Consider the following 23,904-nt stretch of genomic DNA (forward strand, 5'->3'; position numbering starts at 1 on the left):
CGCAGCGAATGCCGACGTTCTCGCGCAATCTGAAACAGACTTTGGACCGGGCCCTCGCCTCCGCGCGCGAGCGTCATCACGAATATGCAACGCTCGAACACCTGCTGCTCAGCCTGATCGAGGACGCCGACGCCTCCGCGGTGCTGCGGGCCTGTTCAGTCGATCTCGAGCTGCTGGCCAAGAACCTTCGCGACTATATCGACCGCGAACTCGACAATCTCGTCAACGAGGACGCAGACGAGTGCAAGCCGACCGCCGGCTTCCAGCGCGTCGTCCAGCGCGCCATCATCAGCGTGCAGTCCTCGGGGCGCGAGGATGTCAGCGGCGCCAACGTTCTGGTCGCGCTCTTTGCCGAGCGTGAGAGCCACGCCGTCTATTTCCTGCAAGAGCAGGAAATGACGCGCTACGACGCGGTCAACTACATCAGCCACGGCATCGCCAAGCGCCCCGGCCTTTCCGATCAGACCCGCTCGCCGCGCGGCGTGGAGGATGAGAGCGACCGGGCCGAAGGACGCGAGGGCCGCGACGGCGAAAGCCGCAAGAAGGAAGGCGCGCTCGAGGCCTATTGCGTCAATCTCAACAAGAAGGCGCGCGACGGCCGCATCGACCCGCTGATCGGCCGCGAGCGGAGGTCCTGCGCACGATCCAGGTGCTCTGCCGCCGCCAGAAGAACAATCCGCTGCTCGTCGGGCGATCCCGGCGTCGGCAAGACGGCGATCGCCGAGGGCCTGGCGCGCAAGATCACGCAGGGCGAGGTGCCGGACGTGCTCATCGGCGCGACGATCTTCGCGCTCGACATGGGCGCGCTGCTTGCCGGCACGCGCTATCGCGGCGATTTCGAAGAGCGACTCAAGCAGGTCGTGAAGGAGATCGAGAACCACAAGAACGCGATCCTGTTCATCGACGAGATCCATACCGTCATCGGCGCGGGCGCGACCTCGGGCGGCGCGATGGACGCCTCGAACCTGCTGAAGCCCGCGTTGCGCAGGGCGCGCTGCGCTGCATCGGCTCGACCACCTACAAGGAGTATCGGCAGTATTTCGAGAAGGACCGCGCGCTGGTCCGCCGTTTCCAGAAGATCGACGTGAACGAACCGTCGTCCCCGACGCGATCGAGATCATCAAGGGTCTGAAGCCTTACTTCGAGGATTTCCACAAGATCCGCTACACCAACGAAGCCATCAAGGCGGCGGTGGAGCTGTCGGCGCGCTACATCCACGATCGGAAGCTGCCCGACAAGGCGATCGACGTGATCGACGAGACGGCGCGGCGCAGATGCTGCTGCCGGAAACAAGCGCAAGAAGACCATCGGCCTCAAGGAGATCGAGGCGACCATCGCGACGATGGCGCGCATCCCGCCAAGACCGTCTCGAAGGACGACGCCGAAGTGCTCGCCCATCTCGACGAGACGCTGCGCCGCGTCGTCTATGGTCAGGACAAGGCGATCGGCGCTCTTCGAGCGCGATCAAGCTCGCCCGCGCCGGCCTGCGCGATCCCGAGAAGCCGATCGGCTGCTATCTGTTCTCCGGCCCGACCGGCGTCGGCAAGACGGAGGCGGCGCGCAGCTCGCGACGTCGCTCGGCATCGAGCTCGTGCGCTTCGACATGTCGGAATATATGGAGCGCCACACGGTGAGCCGTCTGATCGGCGCGCCTCCCGGCTATGTCGGCTTCGACCAGGGCGGCCTGCTGACCGATGGCGATCGACCAGCATCCGCATTGCGTGCTGCTGCTCGACGAAATCGAGAAGGCGCATCCAGATCTCTTCAACATCCTGTTGCAGGTGATGGATCACGGCAAGCTCACGGACCACAACGGCAAGACGGTCGACTTCCGCAACGTCATCCTGATCATGACGACGAATGCTGGCGCGCAGGATCTCGCCCGGACGCCGATCGGCTTCACCCGCACGCGCGCGGATCTCGACGACAGCGAGGCGATCAACCGCCTCTTCGCGCCGGAGTTCCGCAACCGTCTCGACGCGATCGTGCCCTTCGGCCATCTGCCGGCGGACGTCATCGCGCAGGTCGTCGACAAGTTCGTCATGCAGCTCGAGGCGCAGCTCGCCGACCGCAACGTCACGATCGAGCTCACCGACGAGGCGCGCGGGTGGCTTGTCGAGCACGGCTACGACGAGGCGATGGGCGCGCGGCCGATGGCGCGCGTCATCCACCAGCACATCAAGACCCCGCTGGCCGACGAGGTTCTCTTCGGGCGCCTGAAGAATGGCGGCGCTGTGCGCGTCGTGGTGGTCGGCGACGACAAGGGCGAGAAGAAGCTCGGCTTCGTCTTCCCCGAAGGGCCGGTGCTGCCGCGTCCGGAGCGCGACATCATCGAAGCCGGCAAGAAGCGCGCGAGCGCCGACGAGACGGCGGAGCCAGCGGCTGGAGAGCCAGACGCGCCGGAGGCCGACGCCAAGCCGGCTCCCGTCCGCAACTGACGAAGCCCGGCAAGGGAAGATGCGTGAGCGGCGTCCGCAAAGCGGTCGCCGCTCACGCATTTTTAACCAAAATCTCAGTAACTTCAGCGTGAGGGAGAACGGCTCGACTCTGCTCTGCGGCGCCTGATTCAGCAGAGGAACAAGGGAAAACCCGGTGCTGCAATCCGCTGAATCTCGCGACGCGCCGCTGCGCATCCTGCATGTGCTTCGCGCGCCCGTCGGCGGTCTATTCCGTCACGTCACCGATCTCACGCGCGCGCAAATCGCGCGCGGCCATCAGCGGCATCGCGGCTCCTCACGGGCGCAAAGAGCCCGGTGCGGATTTATACGCCGCATGGCGGGAGTCTGAATTACGAGCCCGGCTCGATGGCCCACCGCGTCTTCATGACGATGGAGTCCCTGCTCGCCGCGCGCACCGATGCGCTGCTGTTTGAAAGCGCCTTCATCGCCGACCGCTTCGAGACCTTTGTGGGCAAGCCCAAGGGTCTTGCGCGCGTCATCCCCAATGGCATCGCGGAAAGCGAATTTGCGCCCGTGGAACCGCAAGTGGACGCCGCCGACCTTCTCTTCGTCGGCGAATTTCGCGACGCCAAAGGGGTCGATACGCTCATCGACGCAATAGCGCTGCTGAGGCACCGCGGCCTCGCCCCGAGCGTCACGCTCATTGGCGACGGCCCGGATCGCGACATGCTCGCGGCGCGCGCCGAACAGGCGGGCGTATCAGGGCAGGTCTCCTTCAAGCCGCCTCGCCCTGCGCGCGAAGCCTTCGCGCTCGGCAAGGCGATGGTCGTGCCGAGCCGCTTTGAGTCCCTGCCCTATATCGTCCTCGAAGCCGCGGGCGCGCGCATTCCGCTCGTCGCCACGAATGTGGGGGGGATGGCTGAGATTTTCGGACCCTATTCGGACCGCCTGATCGAACCGAACGGTCCGAGCCTTCTCGCGGAGGCGCTCGAGCGCATCCTCGCCGAGACTCCGGAAGAGCGCGAGCGCAAGGCGCGGGCGCTTGCGGATCATGTCGCATCCCGCTTCTCCGTCTCGCATATGGCCGGACAAGTTCTGCAAGGCTATCGGGACGCCATAGCCGCCCGGGGCCACGGTCGATGACAGATATCGCTCAGGCGCCGAGCGAGCCCCGCGGGCTCGTCTTCCGCTATCAGCGCCTCGTCGACGCGACAGTCTTTCTTTTCGTCTCCATGGGCGCCATCGCCATCATCGAGCCGTCGCCCTACGACTTCGCCTCTCTCATCGCGATGCCGCTATGGTTCCTCGGCGGCTTCTCGATCAGCCGAAGCTTTCTCGTCTTCGGCACGTTGATTCTGGCGTTCAATTTCATGGGCTTCCTGGCGCTCATTCCCTATTGGGACAGCCCGGACTCCTCGCTCTACCAATATCAGTCGGCCTATCTGGTGCTGACCGCGCTGTTCTATGCGCTCTTCATGGGCAACCGCACGACACATCGCGTCGAGTTGTGCCTTAACGCCTATGTCGCCGGCTCGCTCATCGCCGCTTTCACCGGCATTCTGGGCTATCTCAACGTCGCGGGGCTTGGCGAGGGCGTCTTCCTGCATGCGGGCCGCGCATCGGGCACCTTCAAGGATCCGAACGTTCTCGGCTCCTTCCTCGTATTACCCATCATCTATCTGGCGCACAGCCTCATGCTCGGGCGCGCGAAGAGCATTCTTCTCACGGGAACGATGCTGCTGATCATCTTCCTCGGCATGTTCCTGTCCTTCTCGCGCGGCTCATATGGCGCGACGGTCGTCGCCTTCACGCTGATGGTCGTGTCCGTCGCGTTCACGATGGTCGCCGCCGCCGTCGCCGCCTTCGGGGCCGAGGTCGATGATCCAGTCGGCGGTCTTGATGACTTCGAGATTGTGCTCGATGACGACGACGCTGTTGCCCTGCGTCCGCCAGCTCGTGCAGCACCTCCAGAGCTTGGCGACGTCGTGGAAATGCAGGCCCGTCGTCGGCTCGTCCAAAATGTAGAGCGTGCGGCCGGTGGCGCGGCGCGCGAGTTCCTTGGCGAGCTTGATGCGCTGCGCCTCGCCGCCCGAGAGCGTCGTCGCCTGCTGGCCGACATGGATGTAGCCGAGGCCGACGCGCGCCAGCGTTTCGAGCTTGTCGCGGATCGACGGCACGGCCTTGAAGAACTCGGCGCCTTCCTCGACCGTCATGTCGAGCACGTCGGCGATCGACTTCTCCTTGAAGGTGACACTTCCAGCGTCTCGCGGTCGTAGCGCTTGCCCTTGCAGACGTCGCAGGTGACGTAGACGTCGGGCAGGAAGTGCATCTCGATCTTGATGACGCCGTCGCCCTGGCAGGCCTCGCAGCGGCCGCCCTTCACGTTGAAGGAGAAGCGCCCCGGCGCATAGCCGCGCGCCTTTGGCTTCGGGCAGGCCCGCGAACCATTCGCGGATCGGCGTGAAGGCGCCGGTGTAGGTCGCGGGGTTCGAGCGCGGCGTGCGGCCGATCGGCGACTGGTCGATGTCGATGATCTTGTCGATAGTGCTCCAGCCCTTCGATCTTGTCGTGCTCGCCGGGGTGCTCCTTGGCGTTGTTCAGCTTGCGCGCGACGGCCTTGTAGAGCGTCTCGATCACGAGCGTCGACTTGCCGCCGCCGGAGACGCCCGTGATGCAAGTGAAGAGGCCGAGCGGAATTTGCGCGTCGACGTTCTTCAGATTGTTGCCGCGCGCGCCGGTGACGGTGAGCATGCGTTTCGGGTCGGGCGCGCGGCGGTTTTTCGGCGTTGGGACAAAGCAGACGCCGGACAGGTATTCGCCGGTGATGCTTTGGGGCGCGTCCATGATCTCTTGCGGCGTGCCTTGCGCGATGATCTTGCCGCCATGAATGCCGGCGCCGGGGCCGATGTCGACGACGTAATCGGCGGCAAGGATCGCGTCCTCGTCATGCTCGACGACGATGACGCTGTTGCCGAGTCGCGCAGGTGCTTCAGCGTTTCGAGCAGGCGGTCGTTGTCGCGCTGATGCAGGCCGATCGAGGGCTCGTCGAGCACGTAGAGCACGCCGGTCAGGCCGGAGCCGATCTGCGAGGCCAGACGGATGCGCTGGCTTTCGCCGCCGGACAGCGTGCCCGAGGAGCGCGAAAGCGTCAGATAATCGAGGCCCACGTCGATTTAAGGTTTCAGGCGGTCGCGTATCTCCTTCAGGATGCGATAGGCGATCTCGTTCTTCTTCTTGCGCTTGCCGTGAAGGTTTTCGGGATCTCGCCGAACCAGACGCGGCGGCCGCACGAGAGATTCGCAGAGACTCGCCAATGTGCCTCGCGGCGATCTTCACCGCGAGCGCTTCCGGTTTCAGGCGGAAGCCTTCGCAGGCGAGACAGGGCGTCGCCGACATATAGCGCCCGATTTCCTCGCGCGCCCATTCGCTGTCGGTCTCGAGGTAGCGGCGTTCGAGATTGATCACGACGCCTTCGAAGGGCTTCTTCACGTCATAGGCACGAAACCCGTCGTCATAGGAGAATTTGATTTCCTCGCTGCCCGAACCGAAGAGAATGACGTTCTTGGCCTTCTCGGGCAAGTCCTCCCACGGCGTATCGAGCTTGAACTTGTAGTGCTTCGCCAGGCTTCGAGCGTCTGCATGTAATAGGGCGAGGAGGATTTCGCCCAGGGCGATCCAGCGCCCTTGCGCAACGTCGTCTTAGGGTTCGGCACGACGAGATCGGCGTCGACTTTCTGCTCGCAGCCAATGCCGCCGCAGGTTGGACAGGCGCCGAAGGGATTGTTGAAGGAGAAAAGCCGCGGCTCGATCTCGGGAATGGTGAAGCCGGACACGGGACAGGCGAATTTGGACGAGAAAACGATGTGGCCCGGCGCGTAATGCGTGGAGACATTGGCCGAAGCCTGCGCGAGCGCCAGCTCCGGCAGCGGCTTGGCGTCGACGTATTCGGCGACCGCCAGCCCGCCCGACAATTCCAGCGCCGTCTCGAAACTGTCGGCGAGGCGGGCGCCGATGTCCTTGCGCACGACGATGCGATCGACCACGACGTCGATGTCGTGCTTCAATTTCTTGTCGAGCGCGGCGCGTCGGCGATCTCGTAGACGGTGCCGTCGATCTTGAGGCGCTGATAGCCGCGCCGCGTGCCATTCGGCGATCTCCTTGCGGTATTCGCCCTTGCGGCCGCGCACGACCGGCGCGAGCAGATAGAGGCGCGTGCCTTCCGGCAGCGCCAGCACGCGGTCGACCATCTGCGAGACCGTCTGGCTCTCGATCGGCAGGCCGGTCGCGGGCGAATAAGGAACGCCGACGCGCGCCCACAGCAGGCGCATATAGTCGTAGATCTCCGTCACCGTGCCGACGGTCGAGCGCGGGTTCTTCGAGGTCGTCTTCTGCTCGATGGAGATGGCCGGCGACAGGCCGTCGATCTGATCGACGTCGGGCTTCTGCATCATCTCCAGGAACTGGCGGGCATAGGCCGAGAGCGACTTTCGACATAGCGGCGCTGGCCTTCGGCGTAGATCGTATCGAAGGCGAGCGACGACTTGCCGGACCCCGTGAACAACGAATCGCGCGTGAACACGACGCGCCGCGGAGCGCGTCGCGCGGCCTGCGCGGATTTCTTGCTGCTGCTCGCCATGTGCCGATGTCGACGTTTTTGAGGTTGTGTTCGCGCGCGCCGCGCGACGTGGATGGCCGGCGAGGCGCTGCATGATGAACCCCTCGCCACCGAAGAGGCCGGTCATGATCTTCTTCTGAAAGGCGATGTCGATCTTCACGCCCTGCGTCGCGGCCAGAAATGTCTCGCGCTGGCAGAAGAGCTCGCCGCCATAACGGTCGAGCCGCAGCGCCAGGATCTTGCCCGGATAGGGCGCGGAAAATGCGACGCGCGCCGTCCCGCCGCCCATATTGGCGAAGCGCGTCATGAACAGCGTCGCGCCCGAAAGCACGCGCTTGGCGCCGCCGAGCAGCTTGCCGAAGAAGCCGGTATTCTGCGGCTCGCTGCCGTCGCCGAAGATCGTCTCCATGGAGACGGCGGCGTCCTTGAACATCATCTGCCCCGCCTCGGCGATCATCGCCTCGCCGGGTCGCAGATCGACCTCGAGGAATTGCAGCTCATGGCCCTTGATCTCGAAGGCGACGCCATCGCCCGCGGGCTCGAGCTGGGTCTGCTGCGGGGGCGCCGGCCTGTTCTGCGCGAGCGGCGAGAGCCCCCCGCCCCCGAGGAACGATCCGCCCTGATGGACCTGGCCGAATAAAGTATCCTTTTCGCCCGCGCTCATGCGCCTCTCCCGGTGAGTTGCAAGCGATGTTACCCACGGCCGCGCTTGCGGACAATGCAGCGCCGCCGGTTGCGCCCTGTCACGCCCGGGTCTACCACCTTGACCATGAGCGCCGCCCGGAAGCCACTCCACCACCTGCTCTATGTGCAGGTTCTCATCGCCATCGCGCTCGGGGCCGTGTTCGGCTATCTCGCGCCGCATCTCGCCGCCGCGGATTGGGTGAAGGCGCTAGGCGACGGCTTCGTGAAGCTCATCAAGATGGCGATCGGACCGATCATTTTCTGCACGGTGGTTTCGGGAGTCGCGCATATCGAGGACGCCAAGAAAGTCGGCCGCGTGGGCGTCAAAGCGCTCATCTATTTTGAGATCGTCTCCACGTTCGCGCTCGCCATCGGCCTCCTGGTCGGCAATGTCCTCAAGCTCGGCGGCGATTTCGCTGGCAAGGCGGATGCCGCCGCCATCGCCAAATATACGGACGCGGCCGCACATCGCAGCGGCGTGGATTTCCTGCTCGACATCATCCCGGACAGCGCAGTCGGCGCCTTCGCGAAGGGCGACATTCTGCAGGTGCTGCTCTTTTCCTTGCTCTTCGGTTTCGCGCTGCTGGGCCTCGGAGAAAAAGGCCGGCCCATGCGGCAATGGGTGGAGGACGCCGGCCACGCCATGTTCGCGCTCATCGGCATTGTGATGAAGGCCGCGCCCATCGGCGCCTTCGGGGCCATGGCCTATACGGTCGGCAAATATGGCTCGGCGGCCCTGCTCTCGCTCGGCGGCCTCATCGGCGCCTTCTATCTCACCTCGGGGCTTTTCGTCGCGATCGTGCTCGGCTCCATCGCGGCGGCGACGGGGTTCAACATCTTTCGCTTTCTCGCATATCTGAAGGACGAGTTGCTCGTCGTGCTCGGCACCTCGTCCTCGGAGAGCGCCCTGCCGGCGCTGATGGAGAAGCTCCAGCGCCTCGGCTGCTCGAAATCCGTCGTCGGCCTCGTCGTGCCCACGGGCTACAGCTTCAATCTCGACGGCACCAATATCTACATGACGCTCACGACGCTCTTCATCGCCCGGGCGATGGGGTCCGAGCTGGACGCCACCCATCAGGCGACGATCCTCGTTGTTGCGATGCTGACCTCCAAGGGCGCGAGCGGCGTGACGGGCGCCGGCTTCATCACGCTTGCCGCAACGCTCACCGCCGTCGATCCGGCGCTCGCGCCGGGCATGTCCTTCGTGCTCGGCATCGACAAGTTCATGAGCGAATGCCGCGCGCTGACGAACTTCATCGGCAACGGCGTGGCGACGATCGTCGTCTCCGCCTGGGAAGGCGAACTCGATCGCGAGAAGCTGAAGGCGGGGCTTTCGGGGGCGGCTGGCGGCGAGGCGGCTTAGCCGTTCCCGCGGAAAACTTGCGCGGCCTCACGCCGGATGCTAGAACAAAAAAGGAACATAAGCCCGGCCGCGCCCGCATCATCTGTGGACAAGCCCTTCCGGGGCGTCGTCGGGGGGCGGGATGGCGTTAGAGTGCCCCGCGCAATCGAGTGGAGAGAGACATGGCGGGTAGCGTCAACAAGGTCATTCTGGTCGGCAATCTCGGCCGCGATCCGGAAGTGCGGACCTTTCCGTCGGGCGACCGGGTCGTCTCCTTCTCGCTCGCCACCACCGAGTCCTGGCGCGACAAGAATACGGGCGAGCGCAAGGACCGCACCGAGTGGCACAACGTCCAGATCTTCAATGAGGCGCTGGGCAAGATCGCCGAGCAATATTGCCGCAAGGGCGCCAAGATCTATGTCGAGGGCCAGCTCCAGACCCGCGAATATACGGACAAGGACGGCAATCAGCGCAAGGTGACGGAAGTCGTCGTGCCGCGCTTTCGCGGCGAACTGACCCTGCTCGACAGCAAGGGCGGCGGTCGCGGCGAGGGCGATTTCGAAGGCGGCGGCTATCAGAGCGGCGGCGGCTCTTTCGGGCGCTCTTCGCCGATGGAGCGCGCGCCGGTCGAGCGCCGCCCCTCCCCCGCCTCCGGCGGCGGCCGTCTGTCCGACCAGCTCGACGACGACATCCCGTTCTAAGAAAGATCAGCCGAGCAACCGCTCAAAGCGAAACGCCGTCGTGCAAGCGCCGGCGTTTTTTGCTTTTTTGGCCGTAAACGATTGCCCGCGTCCAAGCTTTCCCCAGAATTTTCGCGCTGGGAAAAATCCTTACCCAGGTCCCTGAAATCCCCACGAGATTCGCGCATCTCCTAAGGGTGAACTTAACGTTAAGAGGGGATGTTTCAAAACTAGTTGCAATTGTCTGAATGTTTAGAAGATCGGAACAAGGATTCGTTAAGGAAACGCTAACACTCTCGCGCATCAGAGGCGGGCTCGAAAAGAGCCGGAAACGCCCGGAATTCCAGGGAACGCGCTGCAACCGCCCGCGATCCCGGCCATCAAGCGAGAGCGAAAAATGACCGAACGCGTTAACAAATCCTCTTCTCGGGGCGCCCCCGCGAAAGCGGAGAATTGCGCTGATTTCGTTCACGATCGCCGCGGCTTCGCGGCCGTCGAATTCGGCCTCATCGCCCTCCCCTTCCTGCTGCTGATCGTCGCCATCCTGGAATACAGCTATGGCAACTTCGCGCAGTCGCGCCTCGACGCCGTCATCCAGCAGACGGCCCGCGAGATCATGACCGGCTCGGTCCAGAGCCAGCAGGTCGGCGGAAAGCCGCTCAGCGCCGCGCAGTTCCGCGCCAACATCCTCTGCCCGAAGCTCCCGGCCATCATGAGCTGCAACGACATCTATGTGGACGTGCAGGATTTCGACGCGCCCGCCGGCGGCGCAGCGCCCGCGTCGACGCCCTACGCCAATTACGTCAAGCCCGACAAAAGCGGCCTCAAGCCGCCCGCGCTCGACAATACGCAGAACGCCTACTGCATCGGCGGCGCCAAGAAGTATGTCGTGATCCGCGCCGTCTATCCGACGCCGATCCTGACGACGGCGGCGCTCTTTCCGAACTACACGACCTACAAGGGCCGCAAGACGCGCCTCGTCACCTCGACCGCGACGTTCAAGAACGAGCCCTTCCCCGTCAATTACGCCGGCTGCTGAAGGAGAGACGCAGATGAAAAAGAATCTCCGTCGCGACACGAACGGCTTCGTCGCCGTCGAATTCGGCCTCGCCCTTCCCGTGCTCGGCCTGATGCTGCTGGGCTTCGTCGAACTCGATCGCTATGCCTGGGCGACCCGCCAGCTCGAAGTGACTGCCAACTCGATCGCGCAGATGCTGTCGCAATCGCAGAAGGTCGAACCCGCCGACATGAAATATGCGCAGGACTCGGTGATGGTCCTGTTCCCGCGCGCCCTGCAGGACGGCTCCCGCCTGAAGCAGCAATGGGACAGCATGGTCAAGGTCGGCATGAGCACGGTCGGCTTCACGCCGACGGTTCCCGGCTGCGTCTCCGCCTGCACTTATCAGGCGAAGGTCTCATGGAGCGGCGGCTCGGATCGCCGTCCCTGCAACACCGTGATGACGCCGGTCGCGGACAGCATGACGCCGAGCAAGACCTCTCTGCCGTCCGACCTTTACGGCCCGAACCCCGTCATCGTCGTCGACCTCACCTTCGCCTACCAGCCGCTCTTCGCCTCGAAGATATTCGGCCCGCTCACGATCAAACGCTCAAGTTATCTGCAGCCGCGCTATGTGAGCAAGCTCCCTTATTCGGTCGCCGGCGGCGACTCCTTCGTCACCACTTGCGCATAACGAGCGTCACCATGCGTCAACTTTCGAAAACCACGCAGTTCACGAAAGACGAGAAGGGCGGCGTCGCCGTCGTGATGGGCCTCGCCATCGTCCCGCTGGTGCTGGCCTCGGGCCTCGCGGCGGATTACGCCATTCTGCAGACCGCCAAGGCGCGTCTCGACGCCTCCGCCGACGCCTCGGCGCTTGCGGCGATCAAGACCGCGCAGAACACGATCGCGACCCTCTCCGCGACAAACCCCAATCCGAAGCCGCAGGCGATCTCCGACGCGCTAGCGCAGGCGGAAAAGTCCTTCTACGCCCAAGCCGGCAAGCGCGCCTCCGACCTCATTGGCAAGCCGACCTTCAATGTGAGCATTGTCGGCCAGAACGTCACCGCGCAGGTCGCCTACAACGCCGCGATGCCGTCCAATTTCGGCAAGATCGCCGGCATCAAGGTCATGAACTACAATGGCGCCGCCGGTGCGCAGCTCACCATGGCGAAGTTTCTGGACTTCTACATGCTGGTGGACGTCTCCGCGTCAATGGGCCTGCCCTCGACCATCGCCGGCCAGAACCAGCTCGCCGCAGCGAGCCCGGACGGCAAGCAGACCAACGGCGACGGCTGCATGTTCGCCTGCCACTTCCCCTGGTCGAAAAGCTACGGTTACGCGCGCACGAACAATATCCAGCTCCGCGTCGACGCCGTCGGCGCGGCGATCGCGCAGCTCATGAAGACCGCGCAGGACACGGCGACGCTGCCCAAGCAGTTCCGCATGGGGGTCTATCCCTTCGTCACCCACGTCAATTCCTTCGTCGATCTCACCGACGATCTGATGGGCGGCCAATATTCGGTCGCGACCGCGATCAATTACAATCCCGCGACGCAGATGACCGATTTCGGCAAGCTGCTCGACGGCGGCGACGACAAGGTTTTCGCGCGCGACCTCAATCCCTATTACAAGGCCAATCCGAACATCCCGGCCGACACGGTGACGATGGGCGCCGGCGGCTCTCATCTTCACAAGGTCTTTGACGAGATCAGCGCAAAGATCAAAACGGTGGGCGACGGCTCCGGCGCGACCAAGGGGCAGCCTTTCGTGTTCTTCGTCTCCGACGGCATGGAGGACAGCCAGTGGTATGACACCTCCACCGGCGCCTGGCCGGGCGTCACCAAATATCCGACGCCGCCCGGCCAGACCGTCTCCATCCGCGCCATGGACCCCGCCAAATGCACGGCGTTGAAGGCCCGGGGCGTGACGGTCTCGGTTCTCCAGATCCCCTACCCGGCCTTCCCGAATCCGACCAACTATGCGAATTCCGAGGCCTACAAGGTCAATGACGCCGTGCCGAATCTGGACGCCGCCATGCAGGCCTGCGCCACGCCCGGCTTCTATCACAAGGCGGACGGGCCGGCCGATATCGCCGCGGCGATGCAGGACATGTTCCGCCAGGCGGTGCAATCGGCGCGCCTGACCCAGTAGAAGGATCCCGCCCTTGCCTTGCCGCGCCCATTGCGATAGCAAACCCTTAGCGAAACGCGGCCTGGCCGCATTTCCTTTGCGATAGCTCGAGACCGCGCCATGAGCCAGAAGCCGATCAACGTCCTGCACCTTTCCACGCTGGTCGCCGTCGCGATCCTTGTGGGAACGGAGCTTGTCGGCGCGTCCTGGGCGGCCGGCTGGGCGCTCGGCGGCCTCTTCCAGCTCGACCCGATGATCAGCCATGCGATCGAGGCCGTCTTCGCGCTCTTCGGCCTCGTCGGGCTCTATTTCTTCATGAAGACCGCGATCCGGAACGAGCCCATCCGCGGCTAAACTTCGCACGTCCCAAAACGCTCCGGGAGTCCTGCCAAGCTTGCCTTCGGGCGGGTTTTTGACAGGATTTCGCTAGGGGGCGTGTTTGGATGATCGAGAAGCAGGACCGTCGTTCCTTTCTTAAAGTCGCGACGAGCGCTCTCGGCGCCGCCGTCGCAGGGCCGCTCCAGGCTCAGCCGTCGCGCATCTCCAATGTCCGGCTCGGCGAGGCCCGGCCTTTCTCCTTCGAGACGCTGAAGCAGGAGGCGAAAAGGCTCGCCAAGGAGCCCTATCGCCAGCCCAACATCCCCTCCCCCGACATCACCTCGCAGATCGACTACGAGAAGTGGGGCCACATCACCTACAACACCGATCATGCGCTCTTCGCAGACACGAAAGAGCGCTTTCCGATCGAGTTTTTCCATCTCGGCATGTTCTTCAAGAGAGCCATCCGCATATTCGCCGTCGAAAGCGGCGAGGCGCGCGAGGTGCTTTACGACACCAGCTATTTCAACATGCCGGAAAATTCCATTGCGCGTAAGCTGCCGGCCGGCGCGGGCTTCGCCGGCTTTCGCGTTCAGGAATCGAAAGACGGCCCGCTCGACTGGAAACGAAATGACTGGGTCGCTTTTCTCGGGGCTTCCTATTTCCGCGCCATCGGCGAACTACGGCAATACGGCATGTCGGCGCGTGGCGTCGCCCTCGACACCTGGCAGGCGGGCGCCAATGAAGAGTTTCCCGACTTCACGCAGATCTATGTCGGGCCCGAGACGAATGACGGCGTCGTGTTGCACGCCCTGCTCGAAGGCCCCTCGATAACGGGCGCATACAAATTCCTGATGACGCGCGGCAAGGGCGTCGTCATGGACATCGACTGCGCGCTCTATCTGCGCGGCTCCTTCACCCGCTTCGGCGTCGCGCCGCTCACCTCGATGTATTGGTTTTCCGAAACCGCAAAGCCCACCGCGATCGACTGGCGGCCGGAGGTGCACGACTCGGATGGGCTCTCCATGTGGACGGGGTCGGGCGAGCGTCTGTGGCGTCCGCTCAATGATCCCGAGCGGGTGACGGCGTCCGCCTTCTTCGACGTGAATCCTAAAGGCTTTGGCCTGATGCAGCGCGACCGCAATTACGACCACTATCTGGACAATGTCTTCTACGACCGGCGTCCGAGCGTGTGGGTCGAGCCCAAGGGCGATTGGGGCAAGGGCGCGGTGCATCTCGTCGAAATTCCGACGGACGACGAAATTCACGACAACATCGTTTGCATGTGGGTTCCAGAGAAGAAGGCGGTTCCGGGATCGGAATTCGAGTTCTCGTACCGCCTGCATTGGCTCGCGGACGAACCCTATCCGACGCCTCTCGCGCGCTGCGTCGCCACGCGGCTGGGCAATGGCGGCCAACCCGGCAAGCCGCGCCCCAAGGGCGTGCGAAAATTCATGGTTGAGTTTCTTGGCGAGCCGCTTGCGAAGCTTCCTTACGGCGTGAAGCCCGAGCCCGTGCTCTGGGCCTCGCGCGGAAGCTTCTCCTACATCTACACCGAAGCGGTGTTCGACGGCGTGCCGGGCCATTGGCGCGCGCAATTCGATCTCACGGTCGACGGCGCCGACCCAGTCGAGATGAGGCTCTCACTGAGGAATGGCGAGAAGGTTCTCACGGAGACCTGGCTCTTTCAGTACCACCCGTTCTGACCGTCGTCCGCGCGCATCAGTCCAGCCGAGTCTGAAAGCCGCTCTCGCGCGCCATATGCAGAAGCTGCGAGGCGGATTCGCGCCAGCTCGTCGGCGCCACCCTGGGCGGCGACGGCTTTTCAGCAAGCGCTTCCCTCATGCGCTCGGCGAGGCTCTCACTGTCGAGCAGATGGAAATAGCGCGCGCTCTCGCCCGCAACCTCGCGAAACACGGCGATGTCCGTCGCGATGACCGGCGCGCCGTAATTCGCCGCCTCGACGATCGGCAGTCCGAAGCCTTCGGCGACGGACGCAAGCACGAGCGCCCGCGCGTTGCGGTAGAGCAGCGCAAGGTCGGCGTCGCCCGCGCGATCGAGCCAGAAAAGACGCTTGCCGAATTCGGAATGGCGCTTCACGCGCCGCTCGAATTGGCGCATGCCCCAGCCCTTGCCGCCGACCATGACATAGGTCGGGTCGGCGCCCTCGCCCCAGAGCTTGTCGAGCGCGTCCAGCACGACGGGATATCCCTTGCGCGGCTCGATCGTGCCGACGCTCAGAAAGTAAGGCTTCCCGCCCGCAATGCTCTTGGCGCGCTCGGAGGCTTCACCCGTCGCCGCTCCGGAGAAATCCGCGCCGAGGCGCCACCAGCCGAGCGGCAGGCCGTGCTTTGTGCGGCCGTTCGCTTCGAGATAATCGCGCAGACTCTCGGCGGCGGCCCGAGAGTCCGCGATTACGCCGTCGCTCCGAAGCACGATGCGCGAGAGCCATTCCTCGAAGCGCTGGGTCAGCGCCGGCGGGAAGGCCGCCGGGTAGATCAGCGGGAGAATGTCGTAGAGGCAGACGATGTTTCGGCCGCCTTTCGCCTTCACCCGGTCGAGGATCGGCAGATATTCCTCCGTGTGGTTCCAGCTGGCGTCGAGCATCAGAAAGACATCGTCGTCCTCGATCTCGATGGTCTCCGGAAGCGTCGGATGGCTGTAATAGGTAAAGAGCTGCCCATTATGGATCGCGACCGGCAGCCCCGCCCCCATCAGCCAGCCATTGCGGGCGATCTCGCGCACGACGCGCTGAATGCCCGTCCTCTTGCCCGAGCGCAGCGTGCTCGTCATGTCGAGCAGCAGACGGGGCCGCCCCGCAGGCAGGGATTCCGGCGCCAAAGTTGGCGCGTCCGTCTTTTTCCAGGCCGGGACGCGGTTGCGTCGTTCGACATGGTCCGGAAAAAGCGCCGCTTCCGATTGCCGCAGAAAGCGCGACGTCGTCCAGTAAAGCTCCATCGCCCGCAGACGGGCGAGCTTCTGCAATTGCTTGATCCGCCGGCTGAGCGGAGAAGCGCCTTCCTCCTCAGCATGTTCCAAACGCGTCAGATCGGCCAGATAGGCGTCGATTTCGAGCGCTTCGTTTTGTTCGACAAGCATACCCATCTCACGATCACGTTTACGAACCGAACCACTCAGTAAAACAAGAATAAGGCGCAAGCACCCTTCCACGATAGCAATGCGCCTTTTCTTTCCAACGCGCCGACAACCCGCCCTAATGGTTGACTGTATTACGGATCGCGTATATCGACCTTCGCAATCAACGGACCGAGCCACGCCTTGCCGCGACCACGAGCAGCGGACTATTCTCTGGTTCCAGCCCCTCCGGAAATGCGCAATGAATGAGCAGCAGAGCACGGCGGCGCCCGATCTCGGCGTCCTGCACGATTACGAATATCAGATCGACCTCGAAGGCGACAATGCGCTCGCCTATGTGATCGAGCTTGCGGGATCGGGAAAGAAAATCCTGGAACTGGGCGCCGGCGCCGGCATGCAGACGCAGTTCCTCGTCAAGCGCAACGACGTCGTCGCCGCCGAGATCAACCCCGCTTCGGTCGAGAAGCTGAAGCGATACACCGACCGTGTCTACTCACTGGATCTCAACGCGCCTGGCTGGACGCAGGCGCTCTCGGCCGAGGGCAGTTTCGACGCCATCATCGCGGCCGACGTGCTCGAACATCTTTACGATCCCTGGACGGCGATCGAGGAGATGAAGAAGGCGCTGAAAGACACGGGCGAGATCATCGTTTCCCTGCCCTATATTGGCAACGGCGCCATATTGGGCCTGCTCTACGAAGACGATTTCGAATATCGCGAGGAGGGCCTTCTCGACAAAACGCATATTCGATTCTTCGGCCTCGCCAACATCGAGGCGCTTCACAAGAACGCCGGACTGACCATCACCGACGCGCGCATCGTGCTGCGCCGTCCGGAAGTGACCGAATTCCACGCGCGCTGGAACAAGCTCCCGAAAGCCGTGCGCTCCGCGCTCACCGTGAGCCCGCACGCCGATATTTATCAGGTCGTGACGACGGCGCGCCGCTCCGAAACGGTCTCCACGGATTTCAGCCTCTTCGAGGCCGCCGCGAGACGCTGCCCGCCGCGCAAGCGCACACTCTTGCAAAGAATTGCGGAAACGCTGCTCAGCCTCTGATAAGGAGGCTGACCAGCTTTTAGGCGCTATGAGCTCAATGGCCAACGAAAGACCTTGCCAGATCGAAATGATCCGCCATGCGCCCGCGCGGCCCGTGGTGGCGTTCTTTCGTTTCCTCGACGCAGCAGGCGAATGCGTCCTGGCATTTCCTTTCCGGTTGCAGAAGCGCGTTACGCAATTCAACGAAGTGATGATGGACCCCTCGCTCACGGCGCAAATCGACTGCGCGGATCCGGAAGCGCAAATCTCCGTGCGCGTCCGGCCTTGCGGGCGCCGTTATCATTGGGGCCGGAAGCTCCATTATTTCCTGAACAATTTCCGCCGCCAAAGGCCGCCCGCCCTCCCCGCGCCCGACCCGTCGCGCATCGTCCCCTTCGCCGCGCAAGGCGCCGCGGCGCCTTCGGCGACGCCGCTTGTGAGCATTGTCATTCCCACGCGCGACCGCGCCGACCTTCTGGCGCCCGCCGTCGAGACGCTGTTCGAGAAGGCGAACTGGCCGGCCCTCGAACTCGTCATCGTCGACAACGGCTCTGTCGAGCCGGAGACATTTGCGCTTTTCGAACGCCTGCGCCCGCGCGCAAACATTGTCATCCTGCGCCGCGACGAACCGTTCAATTTTGCGCGCCTCGTCAATGAGGGCGTGCGCGCCTCGCATGGCGACGTCATCGCGCTTCTCAACAACGACGTCGAAACGGACGATCCCGACTGGCTCGCGCCGCTCGTCGCCATGGCCGTCGATCCGCGCGTCGGCGTCGTCGGCGTGAAACTGCTGTATGAAGAGGGAACCGTGCAGCATGCCGGCATTGCGCTCGGCATTCGCGGCCTCACCGCCCATGCCGGCGCCGGACGCGCCGCCGACGATCCCGGCCCTTACGCCATGCTGACGACCACGCGGCTTGTCTCGGCCGTCACCGGCGCCTGTCTGCTCACTCGCCGCGACGTCTTCGACAAGCTCAGCGGCTTCGACGAGCGATTCGTCGTGGAATTTAACGACGTCGATTATTGCTTGCGCGCCGGCGCCGCGGGCTACGCCGTCGTTTACGCAGCCGCGCCCGCCCTCATGCATAAGGAAGGCTCTACGCGACAGGCGCGCCCGCTACGAACGCAGGAGGTGCTCGACCGCACTTTTTTCATGACGCGTTGGGGGCAAGCCCTGGTGGACGACCCCTATTATCCGCCAGAACTCACTTTGCAGGACGAGTCGCTGACGCTCGCCACGGGACCACGCGATGGCTAGCCTGCTCACGCCGCAAGATATTCGTTTCTCCGTCGCGCCGATGATGGACTGGACGGATCGTCATTGCCGCGCCTTCCACCGAACAATGTCGCGGCGCGCGCGGCTCTATACGGAGATGCTCACGACAGGCGCCGTCATCCACGGCGACCGCCTGCGCCTCATGGGATTCGACGTGTTCGAACAACCGGTCGCCTTTCAGCTCGGCGGCTCGGAGCCAGACCATCTCGCCAGGGCGGCGAAGATCGTGGAAGACTTCGGCTATTGCGAAGTCAATCTCAATGTTGGCTGTCCCTCCGACCGTGTGCAGAATGGCGCCTTCGGGGCCTGTCTGATGCTGCGCCCCGCTCTCGTCGCCGATTGCGTGAAGGCGATGAAAGATGCGGTCGCGCTTCCTGTCACAGTGAAATGCCGCATCGGCGTCGACGATCAGGAACCCGAACAGGCGCTTTTCGACATCGCCGAGCAATGCATTGTGGCTGGCGCCGACGCGCTCTTCGTCCATGCGCGCAAGGCATGGTTGAAAGGGCTCTCGCCCAAGGAAAACCGCGACATTCCGCCACTCGATTATCCGCTCGTCCACAAGCTCGCACGCGCCTTCCCCGAAACGCCCATGGCGATCAATGGCGGCCTCGCGACGATCGAAGACATGTGCGCGCAACTCGCGGTCATGGATGGCGTAATGATCGGACGCGCCGCCTATCACGATCCCGGTCTGCTGCTCTCGGTCGATCCAGAGTTTTTCGGCGAACCTGCCCCCTTCGGCGACGCTTTCGCGGCGGTCGAGGCCTACCTCCCCTATATCGAGCGTGAGCTCGGCGAGGGCGAAAAGCTTTCGAGCATCACACGTCACATGCTGGGGCTCTTCTCCGGTCTTCCCGGCGCGCGCAGCTTCCGGCGGCATCTTGCGCTCGAGGCTGTCCGGCCGGGCGCTGGCGTTGAAGTGCTGACGAGAGCCGTTCAGGAAGTCACGGACGCAATGGCGCGCATGCGCGACGCGAACGCCGCCTGAAAGCTCAGGAAACCGAAAGCGCCACGAGGACGCCGATCTCCGCCGCCTGTTGCGCCGCGCCGAGCACGTCGCCCGTATAGCCGCCGATCTGCCGCTCGGCGAGTTTGGAGACGCCGAGCGCCGCGCCTGCCGCCGCCATCTGCGCAACAACGGTCTGCGCCAAACTGGCCCCGCCCAGGATTGGCGCAATCGCAATAGCGGCGCCGATATACAGAGCGTAGCGTAGCGCCGAGGGAGAAGGCGTCGGGGCCGAGGCCCCTGCTCCATCCGTCCGCGCGGGCAGAAGCGTCACGAGAGGCGCCAGACCCACCGCCCGCGACAATGCAGCCGCCGCGACGAGAGCCAGCATTGCGAACCACACGCTGCGCTGCATCGCGGCGCCGAGAGCGAAAACGCGCAGAATCGTCGTCAGCAGGAGCGCCAGAGCGCCATAGGCGCCGAGGCGGCTGTCGCGCATGATGGCGAGCTTTTGCTCGCGCGTCGTTCCGCCGCCGAATCCGTCCGCCACATCGGCCAAACCGTCCTCATGCAAGGCTCCCGTTGCAAGCGCCAGGGCGCCGATCGCACATGTGGCGGAAACAAGCGGCGGCAGGCGCAAGATCGAACAAACGAGAAGCGCGAGGGCGCCCACGGCGCCGATGATCGCGCCCGCAAGCGGCGTCGCCCAGCTCGCGCGAGCGAAATCCGGCATGACATAGCCGTCCTCCCCGGGGGGAATCGGCAGTCGCGAATAGAAGCGCAGGCAAGCGCGGATGTCGTCTGCGATGAACGAGGCCATGGCCATGTCTTGGACCAGGGCGCCCGACTTGTCGAGCGCCTATTCGCCGCGAACTTATCCCGCGGTCTGCATCACCTGGATTGCGGCCGGCGACAGCACGACGACCATGAGGACCGGCAGAAAGAAGACGATCATCGGCACGGTAAGCTTCGGCGGAAGCGAGGCGGCCTTCTTCTCGGCTTCCATCATGCGCATGTCGCGGCTTTCCTGCGCGGTAATGCGCAACGCCTGACCGAGCGGCGTGCCGTATTTCTCGGCCTGAATCAGCACCGTCGAAATCTGCTTGACGCCGTCGAGACCCGTGCGCGCGGCGAGATTGGTGTAGGCCGTCCGGCGATCCGGGAGATATGAAAGCTCGGCCGTGGCGAGCGCGAACTCTTCCGCCAGCGGAATCGACTGCGCGCCGATCTCCTGACCAACCTTGCGAAACGCGTGTTCGATCGACATACCCGATTCCACGCAGATCAGCATCAGATCGAGCGCGTCCGGGAAGGCGCGCTGCATGGACATCTGGCGGTTGGCGATCGTGTTGCTGATGAAGAGCTCCGGCGCCTTGATGCCAAGATAGGTGGCGCCGATGACAATGGCGGTCTGCATCAGACCGCTCATCTCGGGGTCGCCAAGGAAGAAGACGTAGAACAGAGCGGCGAAGAAAAACACGATCGGCGAAACCGCGCGGAAGAACAGAAATGCGATTTCAGCCTGCGGCCCACGGAAGCCCGCCGAGGCAAGCTTCATCTTCGCGTCTTCAGTGTTGAGCCACTTGGACAGCGAGAACTTGTCGACGACGTTCTTCATGTACGCCTTCGGCTCGTAACGAAGGCTCTTGTTGTTCTGCTGGCTCTTCGCCATCGCGCGCTCGCGCTGGCGGATACGTTCGCGCTCGCTCGAGACGCTCTTCATGCGTTTCTCGAGTGAGTCCGTGCTGAGAAACGGCATGGCCAGCGTGATGATCGTCGCAATGACTGCGATCGCCGTCAGCGCACTGACCGCGAACTGCGTGCTTGTGACTTTCTCGATAATCTCGTTCATTTCGCCAGCCTCGCCAATCCAACCGCCGTCTTCTTCTTCGTTTCCGTCAGATGTCGAAGTTGATCATTTTGCGCATGATGAAGATGCCGATACCCATCCAAAGCAACCCGCAGGCGATAATGATTTTCCCGATATTCGTGGTGAATAGCACCATCATGTAGGAGGGCGTCGTGAGGTAGACCGCGCCGCCGACGAGGAAGGGCAAGCTGCCGATGATGCCGGCAGAGGATTTCGCCTCCGACGACATGGCCTTCACCTTTCCCTTCATCTTCTTGCGGTCGCGGAGAACGCGCGAGAGGTTCGTGAGCGCTTCCGACAGATTGCCGCCGGCCTTTTGCTGAATGTTGATGACGATCGAGAAGAAGGACGCTTCCGGCACCGGGACACGCTCAGCGAAGCGCTCCACCGCCTCGCCGATGGAAAGACCGATCGTCTGCGACTCGACGATGCGCCGGAATTCGCTGCGCACGGGCTCCTGGCCTTCGCTCGCGATCATGCGGAAACAATCCGCCACCGGGAGACCCGCCTTGACGCCGCGGATGATGACATCGATCGCGCCGGGGAACTCCTCGATGAATTTATGGATGCGGCGCTTGCGCAAAAAGCTCAGCACCCAGTTCGGGAGGCCGAAAACGCCGACCGCGACCGCGCCAGCCGCAACGAAGGGGTCTCCATTCACGACGAAGACGAAGAATCCCAATACGACGCCAAAGATGAGCGACCCGATGATGAAGGCCTGCTTGCTCCAGGTGAGTCCGGCCTGCGTGATGCGCTGCTCGAGGTCGACGCGCTTCTTCTTGTTCTTCTCCTCGACTTCCTTCAGGCTCTCCGCGATCGCCTTGCGGCGCTTGGCCGGATCGACGCCCTTTCCGGCGCCGCTACGATCCGACCCGCCGCTCATCAGCGCCTTCTGGCGCTTCTGAGCCTTGATGTCTCCAGAGAGGTAAGGATACACAAAGGCGTACATCAGACCCGCGACTGCGACTCCGATCAGCAAGACGACGACGAGCTGTCGATCCATCGATCGTACTCCTTTAGTTTCTTGTTATGCCTCGTCGCGCACTTCGGAAGCGTCGAGCGCGGCGGCAAGCCGCTCGTCTTCGCCATAGTAGCGCGCGCGCTCCCAGAACCGTGGCCGTCCAATGCCGGTCGAGCGGTGCCGGCCGATGATCTTGCCGTTCGCGTCCTCGCCGAGAATCTCGTAGACGAAGAGATCCTGCATGGTCACGACGTCCCCTTCGAGGCCCATCACTTCCGTGATGTGCGTGATGCGGCGGGAGCCGTCACGCAGACGCGCGGCCTGAATGATGACGTCGATCGACGACACGATCATGTCGCGGATGGTCTTCGCCGGCAGCGAGAAGCCGCCCATGGTGATCATCGATTCCAGACGGCCAAGGGCTTCGCGGGGCGAGTTGGCGTGGAGCGTGCCCATCGAGCCGTCGTGGCCCGTGTTCATGGCTTGCAGAAGATCGAAAGCTTCCGGTCCGCGAACCTCGCCCACGATGATGCGTTCAGGACGCATACGAAGGCAGTTCTTGACCAGATCGCGCATCGTGACGGCGCCCTGCCCTTCGAGGTTTGGCGGGCGCGTTTCGAGACGCACGACATGCGGCTGCTGCAATTGAAGCTCGGCGGCGTCCTCGCAGGTGATGACGCGCTCGTCGCCGTCGATATAGTTCGTCATACAGTTGAGCAGCGTCGTCTTGCCGGAGCCCGTGCCGCCCGAGATCAGCACGTTACAACGAACGCGGCCAATGATCTTCAGCACCTCGCCGCCCTCCGGCGAAATGGCGCCGAATTTCATGAGCTGGTCGAGGGTGAGCTTGTCCTTCTTGAACTTACGAATGGTGAGCGCGGGCCCGTCGATCGCAAGCGGCGGCGCGATGACGTTGACGCGGGAACCGTCGAGCAGACGCGCGTCGCAGATCGGAGACGCGTCGTCGACGCGGCGGCCGACCTGCGAAACGATGCGCTGACAGATATTCATCAGCTGCGAATTGTCTCGAAAGCGAATGTTCGTAAGCTGAATCTTGCCGCCGACTTCGATATAGGTCTTGAAAGCGCCGTTGACCATGATGTCCGCGATGTCGTCGCGGGCCAGCAAAGCGGCTCGAGCGGTCCATATCCGAGAACGTCGTTACAGATGTCGTCGAGCAGCTCTTCCTGCTCGGCGATCGACATCACGACGTTCTTGATCGCGATGATCTCGTTGACAATGTCGCGGATCTCTTCGCGCGCGTTCTCGGGATCGAGCTTGGAGAGCTGAGCGAGATCAATGGCCTCGATCAGCGCGCCGAAGATGACGCTTTTCGTGACGTAATATTCTTCAGACTTTTTTTGCTCCGGCGGCGCCTGGGCCGCCGAAGCCTCCATGCTCGCCGCCGCCGGCAAGGGCAATTGCGGCTTCGTCACCGCTGCTGGAGCAGCGGGGCCGCGCGGACGGGCCGCCGTATCGCCGACATTCGTACGCTTTCCGAACATTGCCGATTACCTTTTGCGTTACCTTTAGCGACATCTCGCGTCG

16 protein-coding genes and 4 pseudogenes are annotated in these 23,904 nt (G+C 63.6%); 12 read left to right on the forward strand and 8 right to left on the reverse strand.

Going from position 1 to position 23,904, the window contains the following annotated elements; genetic code table 11:
• Positions 1–8 precede the first annotated feature (8 nt).
• Together clpA and ACPFMJ_RS05535 are read left to right on the forward strand one after the other, a co-directional pair.
• A pseudogene (gene clpA, locus ACPFMJ_RS05530) lies at positions 9–2,438 on the forward strand (ATP-dependent Clp protease ATP-binding subunit ClpA).
• Between the two features lie 315 nt (positions 2,439–2,753).
• Positions 2,754–3,542: a glycosyltransferase family 4 protein gene (locus ACPFMJ_RS05535; protein ID WP_424362845.1), complete on the forward strand. Its 789-nt coding sequence runs from the start codon at positions 2,754–2,756 to the stop codon at positions 3,540–3,542.
• A gap of 152 nt (positions 3,543–3,694) precedes the next feature.
• On the opposite strand, the gene ACPFMJ_RS05540 is transcribed toward ACPFMJ_RS05535, so the two are convergent.
• The 3 genes and pseudogenes from ACPFMJ_RS05540 to ACPFMJ_RS05550 all read right to left on the reverse strand — a co-directional run.
• Complete coding sequence (locus tag ACPFMJ_RS05540) at positions 3,695–4,006, reverse strand: hypothetical protein (RefSeq protein WP_424362846.1); 312 nt, start codon at positions 4,004–4,006, stop codon at positions 3,695–3,697.
• Positions 4,007–4,240: 234 nt separating this feature from the next.
• A pseudogene (uvrA, locus tag ACPFMJ_RS05545) lies at positions 4,241–6,262 on the reverse strand (excinuclease ABC subunit UvrA); the annotation flags it as partial.
• Positions 6,263–6,397: 135 nt separating this feature from the next.
• A pseudogene (locus tag ACPFMJ_RS05550) lies at positions 6,398–7,879 on the reverse strand (AIM24 family protein); the annotation flags it as partial.
• Between ACPFMJ_RS05550 and dctA the strand changes: the two are divergent.
• The 7 genes from dctA (at position 7,784) to ACPFMJ_RS05585 (ending at position 14,874) form a co-directional block, all read left to right on the forward strand.
• Positions 7,784–9,061 (forward strand): C4-dicarboxylate transporter DctA, encoded by a 1,278-nt coding sequence (gene dctA / locus ACPFMJ_RS05555; protein WP_424362847.1) that lies wholly within the window; start codon positions 7,784–7,786, stop codon positions 9,059–9,061. The pseudogene ACPFMJ_RS05550 and the gene dctA sit on opposite strands and share 96 nt — an antisense overlap.
• Positions 9,062–9,222: 161 nt before the next feature.
• Positions 9,223–9,741, forward strand: a complete 519-nt coding sequence (gene ssb / locus ACPFMJ_RS05560; protein WP_424362848.1) for a single-stranded DNA-binding protein — start codon at positions 9,223–9,225, stop codon at positions 9,739–9,741.
• Positions 9,742–10,117: 376 nt separating this feature from the next.
• Positions 10,118–10,759, forward strand: coding sequence for a TadE/TadG family type IV pilus assembly protein (locus ACPFMJ_RS05565; RefSeq protein ID WP_424362849.1), 642 nt, complete (start codon positions 10,118–10,120; stop codon positions 10,757–10,759).
• Positions 10,760–10,772: 13 nt separating this feature from the next.
• Positions 10,773–11,411 carry a TadE/TadG family type IV pilus assembly protein gene (locus ACPFMJ_RS05570; RefSeq protein WP_424362850.1) on the forward strand — a complete coding sequence of 213 codons (639 nt, stop codon included), beginning with the start codon at positions 10,773–10,775 and terminating at the stop codon, positions 11,409–11,411.
• Positions 11,412–11,422: 11 nt separating this feature from the next.
• Positions 11,423–12,871, forward strand: coding sequence for a pilus assembly protein TadG-related protein (locus ACPFMJ_RS05575; RefSeq protein WP_424362851.1), 1,449 nt, complete (start codon positions 11,423–11,425; stop codon positions 12,869–12,871).
• Between the two features lie 99 nt (positions 12,872–12,970).
• Positions 12,971–13,204 (forward strand): hypothetical protein, encoded by a 234-nt coding sequence (locus ACPFMJ_RS05580; RefSeq protein ID WP_424362852.1) that lies wholly within the window; start codon positions 12,971–12,973, stop codon positions 13,202–13,204.
• An 89-nt stretch (positions 13,205–13,293) separates the two neighbouring features.
• Positions 13,294–14,874 (forward strand): glucan biosynthesis protein, encoded by a 1,581-nt coding sequence (locus tag ACPFMJ_RS05585; RefSeq protein ID WP_424362853.1) that lies wholly within the window; start codon positions 13,294–13,296, stop codon positions 14,872–14,874.
• 16 nt (positions 14,875–14,890) lie between these two features.
• Here the strand turns inward: ACPFMJ_RS05585 and ACPFMJ_RS05590 are convergent, their stop codons facing one another.
• On the reverse strand, positions 14,891–16,267 hold the full coding sequence (locus ACPFMJ_RS05590; RefSeq protein ID WP_424362854.1) for a glycosyltransferase family 4 protein: 1,377 nt from the start codon (positions 16,265–16,267) through the stop codon (positions 14,891–14,893).
• Between the two features lie 238 nt (positions 16,268–16,505).
• Between ACPFMJ_RS05590 and ACPFMJ_RS05595 the strand changes: the two genes are divergently transcribed.
• Genes ACPFMJ_RS05595 through dusA form a run of 3 tightly spaced genes read left to right on the forward strand, consistent with a single transcriptional unit; the run spans position 16,506 to position 19,567 of the window.
• The gene (locus tag ACPFMJ_RS05595) at positions 16,506–17,321 is read left to right on the forward strand and encodes a methyltransferase domain-containing protein (RefSeq protein WP_424362855.1); all 816 of its coding nucleotides are present in this window, start codon (positions 16,506–16,508) and stop codon (positions 17,319–17,321) included.
• Between the two features lie 37 nt (positions 17,322–17,358).
• Positions 17,359–18,558 (forward strand): glycosyltransferase, encoded by a 1,200-nt coding sequence (locus ACPFMJ_RS05600; RefSeq protein WP_424362856.1) that lies wholly within the window; start codon positions 17,359–17,361, stop codon positions 18,556–18,558.
• Complete coding sequence (gene dusA, locus ACPFMJ_RS05605) at positions 18,551–19,567, forward strand: tRNA dihydrouridine(20/20a) synthase DusA (RefSeq protein WP_424362857.1); 1,017 nt, start codon at positions 18,551–18,553, stop codon at positions 19,565–19,567. The genes ACPFMJ_RS05600 and dusA overlap by 8 nt, the downstream gene beginning before the upstream one ends.
• A 4-nt stretch (positions 19,568–19,571) precedes the next feature.
• Here the strand turns inward: dusA and cobS are convergent, their stop codons facing one another.
• From cobS to ACPFMJ_RS05625, 4 genes and pseudogenes are all read right to left on the reverse strand, one after another.
• Positions 19,572–20,345: an adenosylcobinamide-GDP ribazoletransferase gene (gene cobS / locus ACPFMJ_RS05610; protein WP_424362858.1), complete on the reverse strand. Its 774-nt coding sequence runs from the start codon at positions 20,343–20,345 to the stop codon at positions 19,572–19,574.
• A 54-nt stretch (positions 20,346–20,399) separates the two neighbouring features.
• Complete coding sequence (locus ACPFMJ_RS05615) at positions 20,400–21,377, reverse strand: type II secretion system F family protein (protein WP_424362859.1); 978 nt, start codon at positions 21,375–21,377, stop codon at positions 20,400–20,402.
• Between the two features lie 46 nt (positions 21,378–21,423).
• Positions 21,424–22,398 (reverse strand): type II secretion system F family protein, encoded by a 975-nt coding sequence (locus tag ACPFMJ_RS05620; RefSeq protein WP_424362860.1) that lies wholly within the window; start codon positions 22,396–22,398, stop codon positions 21,424–21,426.
• 24 nt (positions 22,399–22,422) lie between these two features.
• Positions 22,423–23,861, reverse strand: a pseudogene (locus tag ACPFMJ_RS05625) (CpaF family protein).
• Positions 23,862–23,904: the final 43 nt, after the last annotated feature.

Source organism: Methylocystis parvus, assembly GCF_049675845.1.
Taxonomy (GTDB): Bacteria; Pseudomonadota; Alphaproteobacteria; order Rhizobiales; family Beijerinckiaceae; genus Methylocystis; species Methylocystis parvus_A.

Bases quoted from the DNA above. Each gene is read 5' to 3' on its own strand.
- ACPFMJ_RS05540 (WP_424362846.1), bottom strand. From the start codon at position 4,006: ATGCAGGAAGACGCCCTCGCCAAGCCCCGCGACGTTGAGATAGCCCAG.
- dctA (WP_424362847.1), top strand. From the start codon at position 7,784: ATGAGCGCCGCCCGGAAGCCACTCCACCACCTGCTCTATGTGCAGGTT.
- ssb (WP_424362848.1), top strand. From the start codon at position 9,223: ATGGCGGGTAGCGTCAACAAGGTCATTCTGGTCGGCAATCTCGGCCGC.
- ACPFMJ_RS05565 (WP_424362849.1), top strand. From the start codon at position 10,118: ATGACCGAACGCGTTAACAAATCCTCTTCTCGGGGCGCCCCCGCGAAA.
- ACPFMJ_RS05570 (WP_424362850.1), top strand. From the start codon at position 10,773: ATGAAAAAGAATCTCCGTCGCGACACGAACGGCTTCGTCGCCGTCGAA.
- ACPFMJ_RS05575 (WP_424362851.1), top strand. From the start codon at position 11,423: ATGCGTCAACTTTCGAAAACCACGCAGTTCACGAAAGACGAGAAGGGC.
- ACPFMJ_RS05580 (WP_424362852.1), top strand. From the start codon at position 12,971: ATGAGCCAGAAGCCGATCAACGTCCTGCACCTTTCCACGCTGGTCGCC.
- ACPFMJ_RS05585 (WP_424362853.1), top strand. From the start codon at position 13,294: ATGATCGAGAAGCAGGACCGTCGTTCCTTTCTTAAAGTCGCGACGAGC.
- ACPFMJ_RS05590 (WP_424362854.1), bottom strand. From the start codon at position 16,267: ATGCTTGTCGAACAAAACGAAGCGCTCGAAATCGACGCCTATCTGGCC.
- ACPFMJ_RS05595 (WP_424362855.1), top strand. From the start codon at position 16,506: ATGAATGAGCAGCAGAGCACGGCGGCGCCCGATCTCGGCGTCCTGCAC.
- ACPFMJ_RS05600 (WP_424362856.1), top strand. From the start codon at position 17,359: ATGGCCAACGAAAGACCTTGCCAGATCGAAATGATCCGCCATGCGCCC.
- dusA (WP_424362857.1), top strand. From the start codon at position 18,551: ATGGCTAGCCTGCTCACGCCGCAAGATATTCGTTTCTCCGTCGCGCCG.
- cobS (WP_424362858.1), bottom strand. From the start codon at position 20,345: ATGGCCTCGTTCATCGCAGACGACATCCGCGCTTGCCTGCGCTTCTAT.
- ACPFMJ_RS05615 (WP_424362859.1), bottom strand. From the start codon at position 21,377: ATGAACGAGATTATCGAGAAAGTCACAAGCACGCAGTTCGCGGTCAGT.
- ACPFMJ_RS05620 (WP_424362860.1), bottom strand. From the start codon at position 22,398: ATGGATCGACAGCTCGTCGTCGTCTTGCTGATCGGAGTCGCAGTCGCG.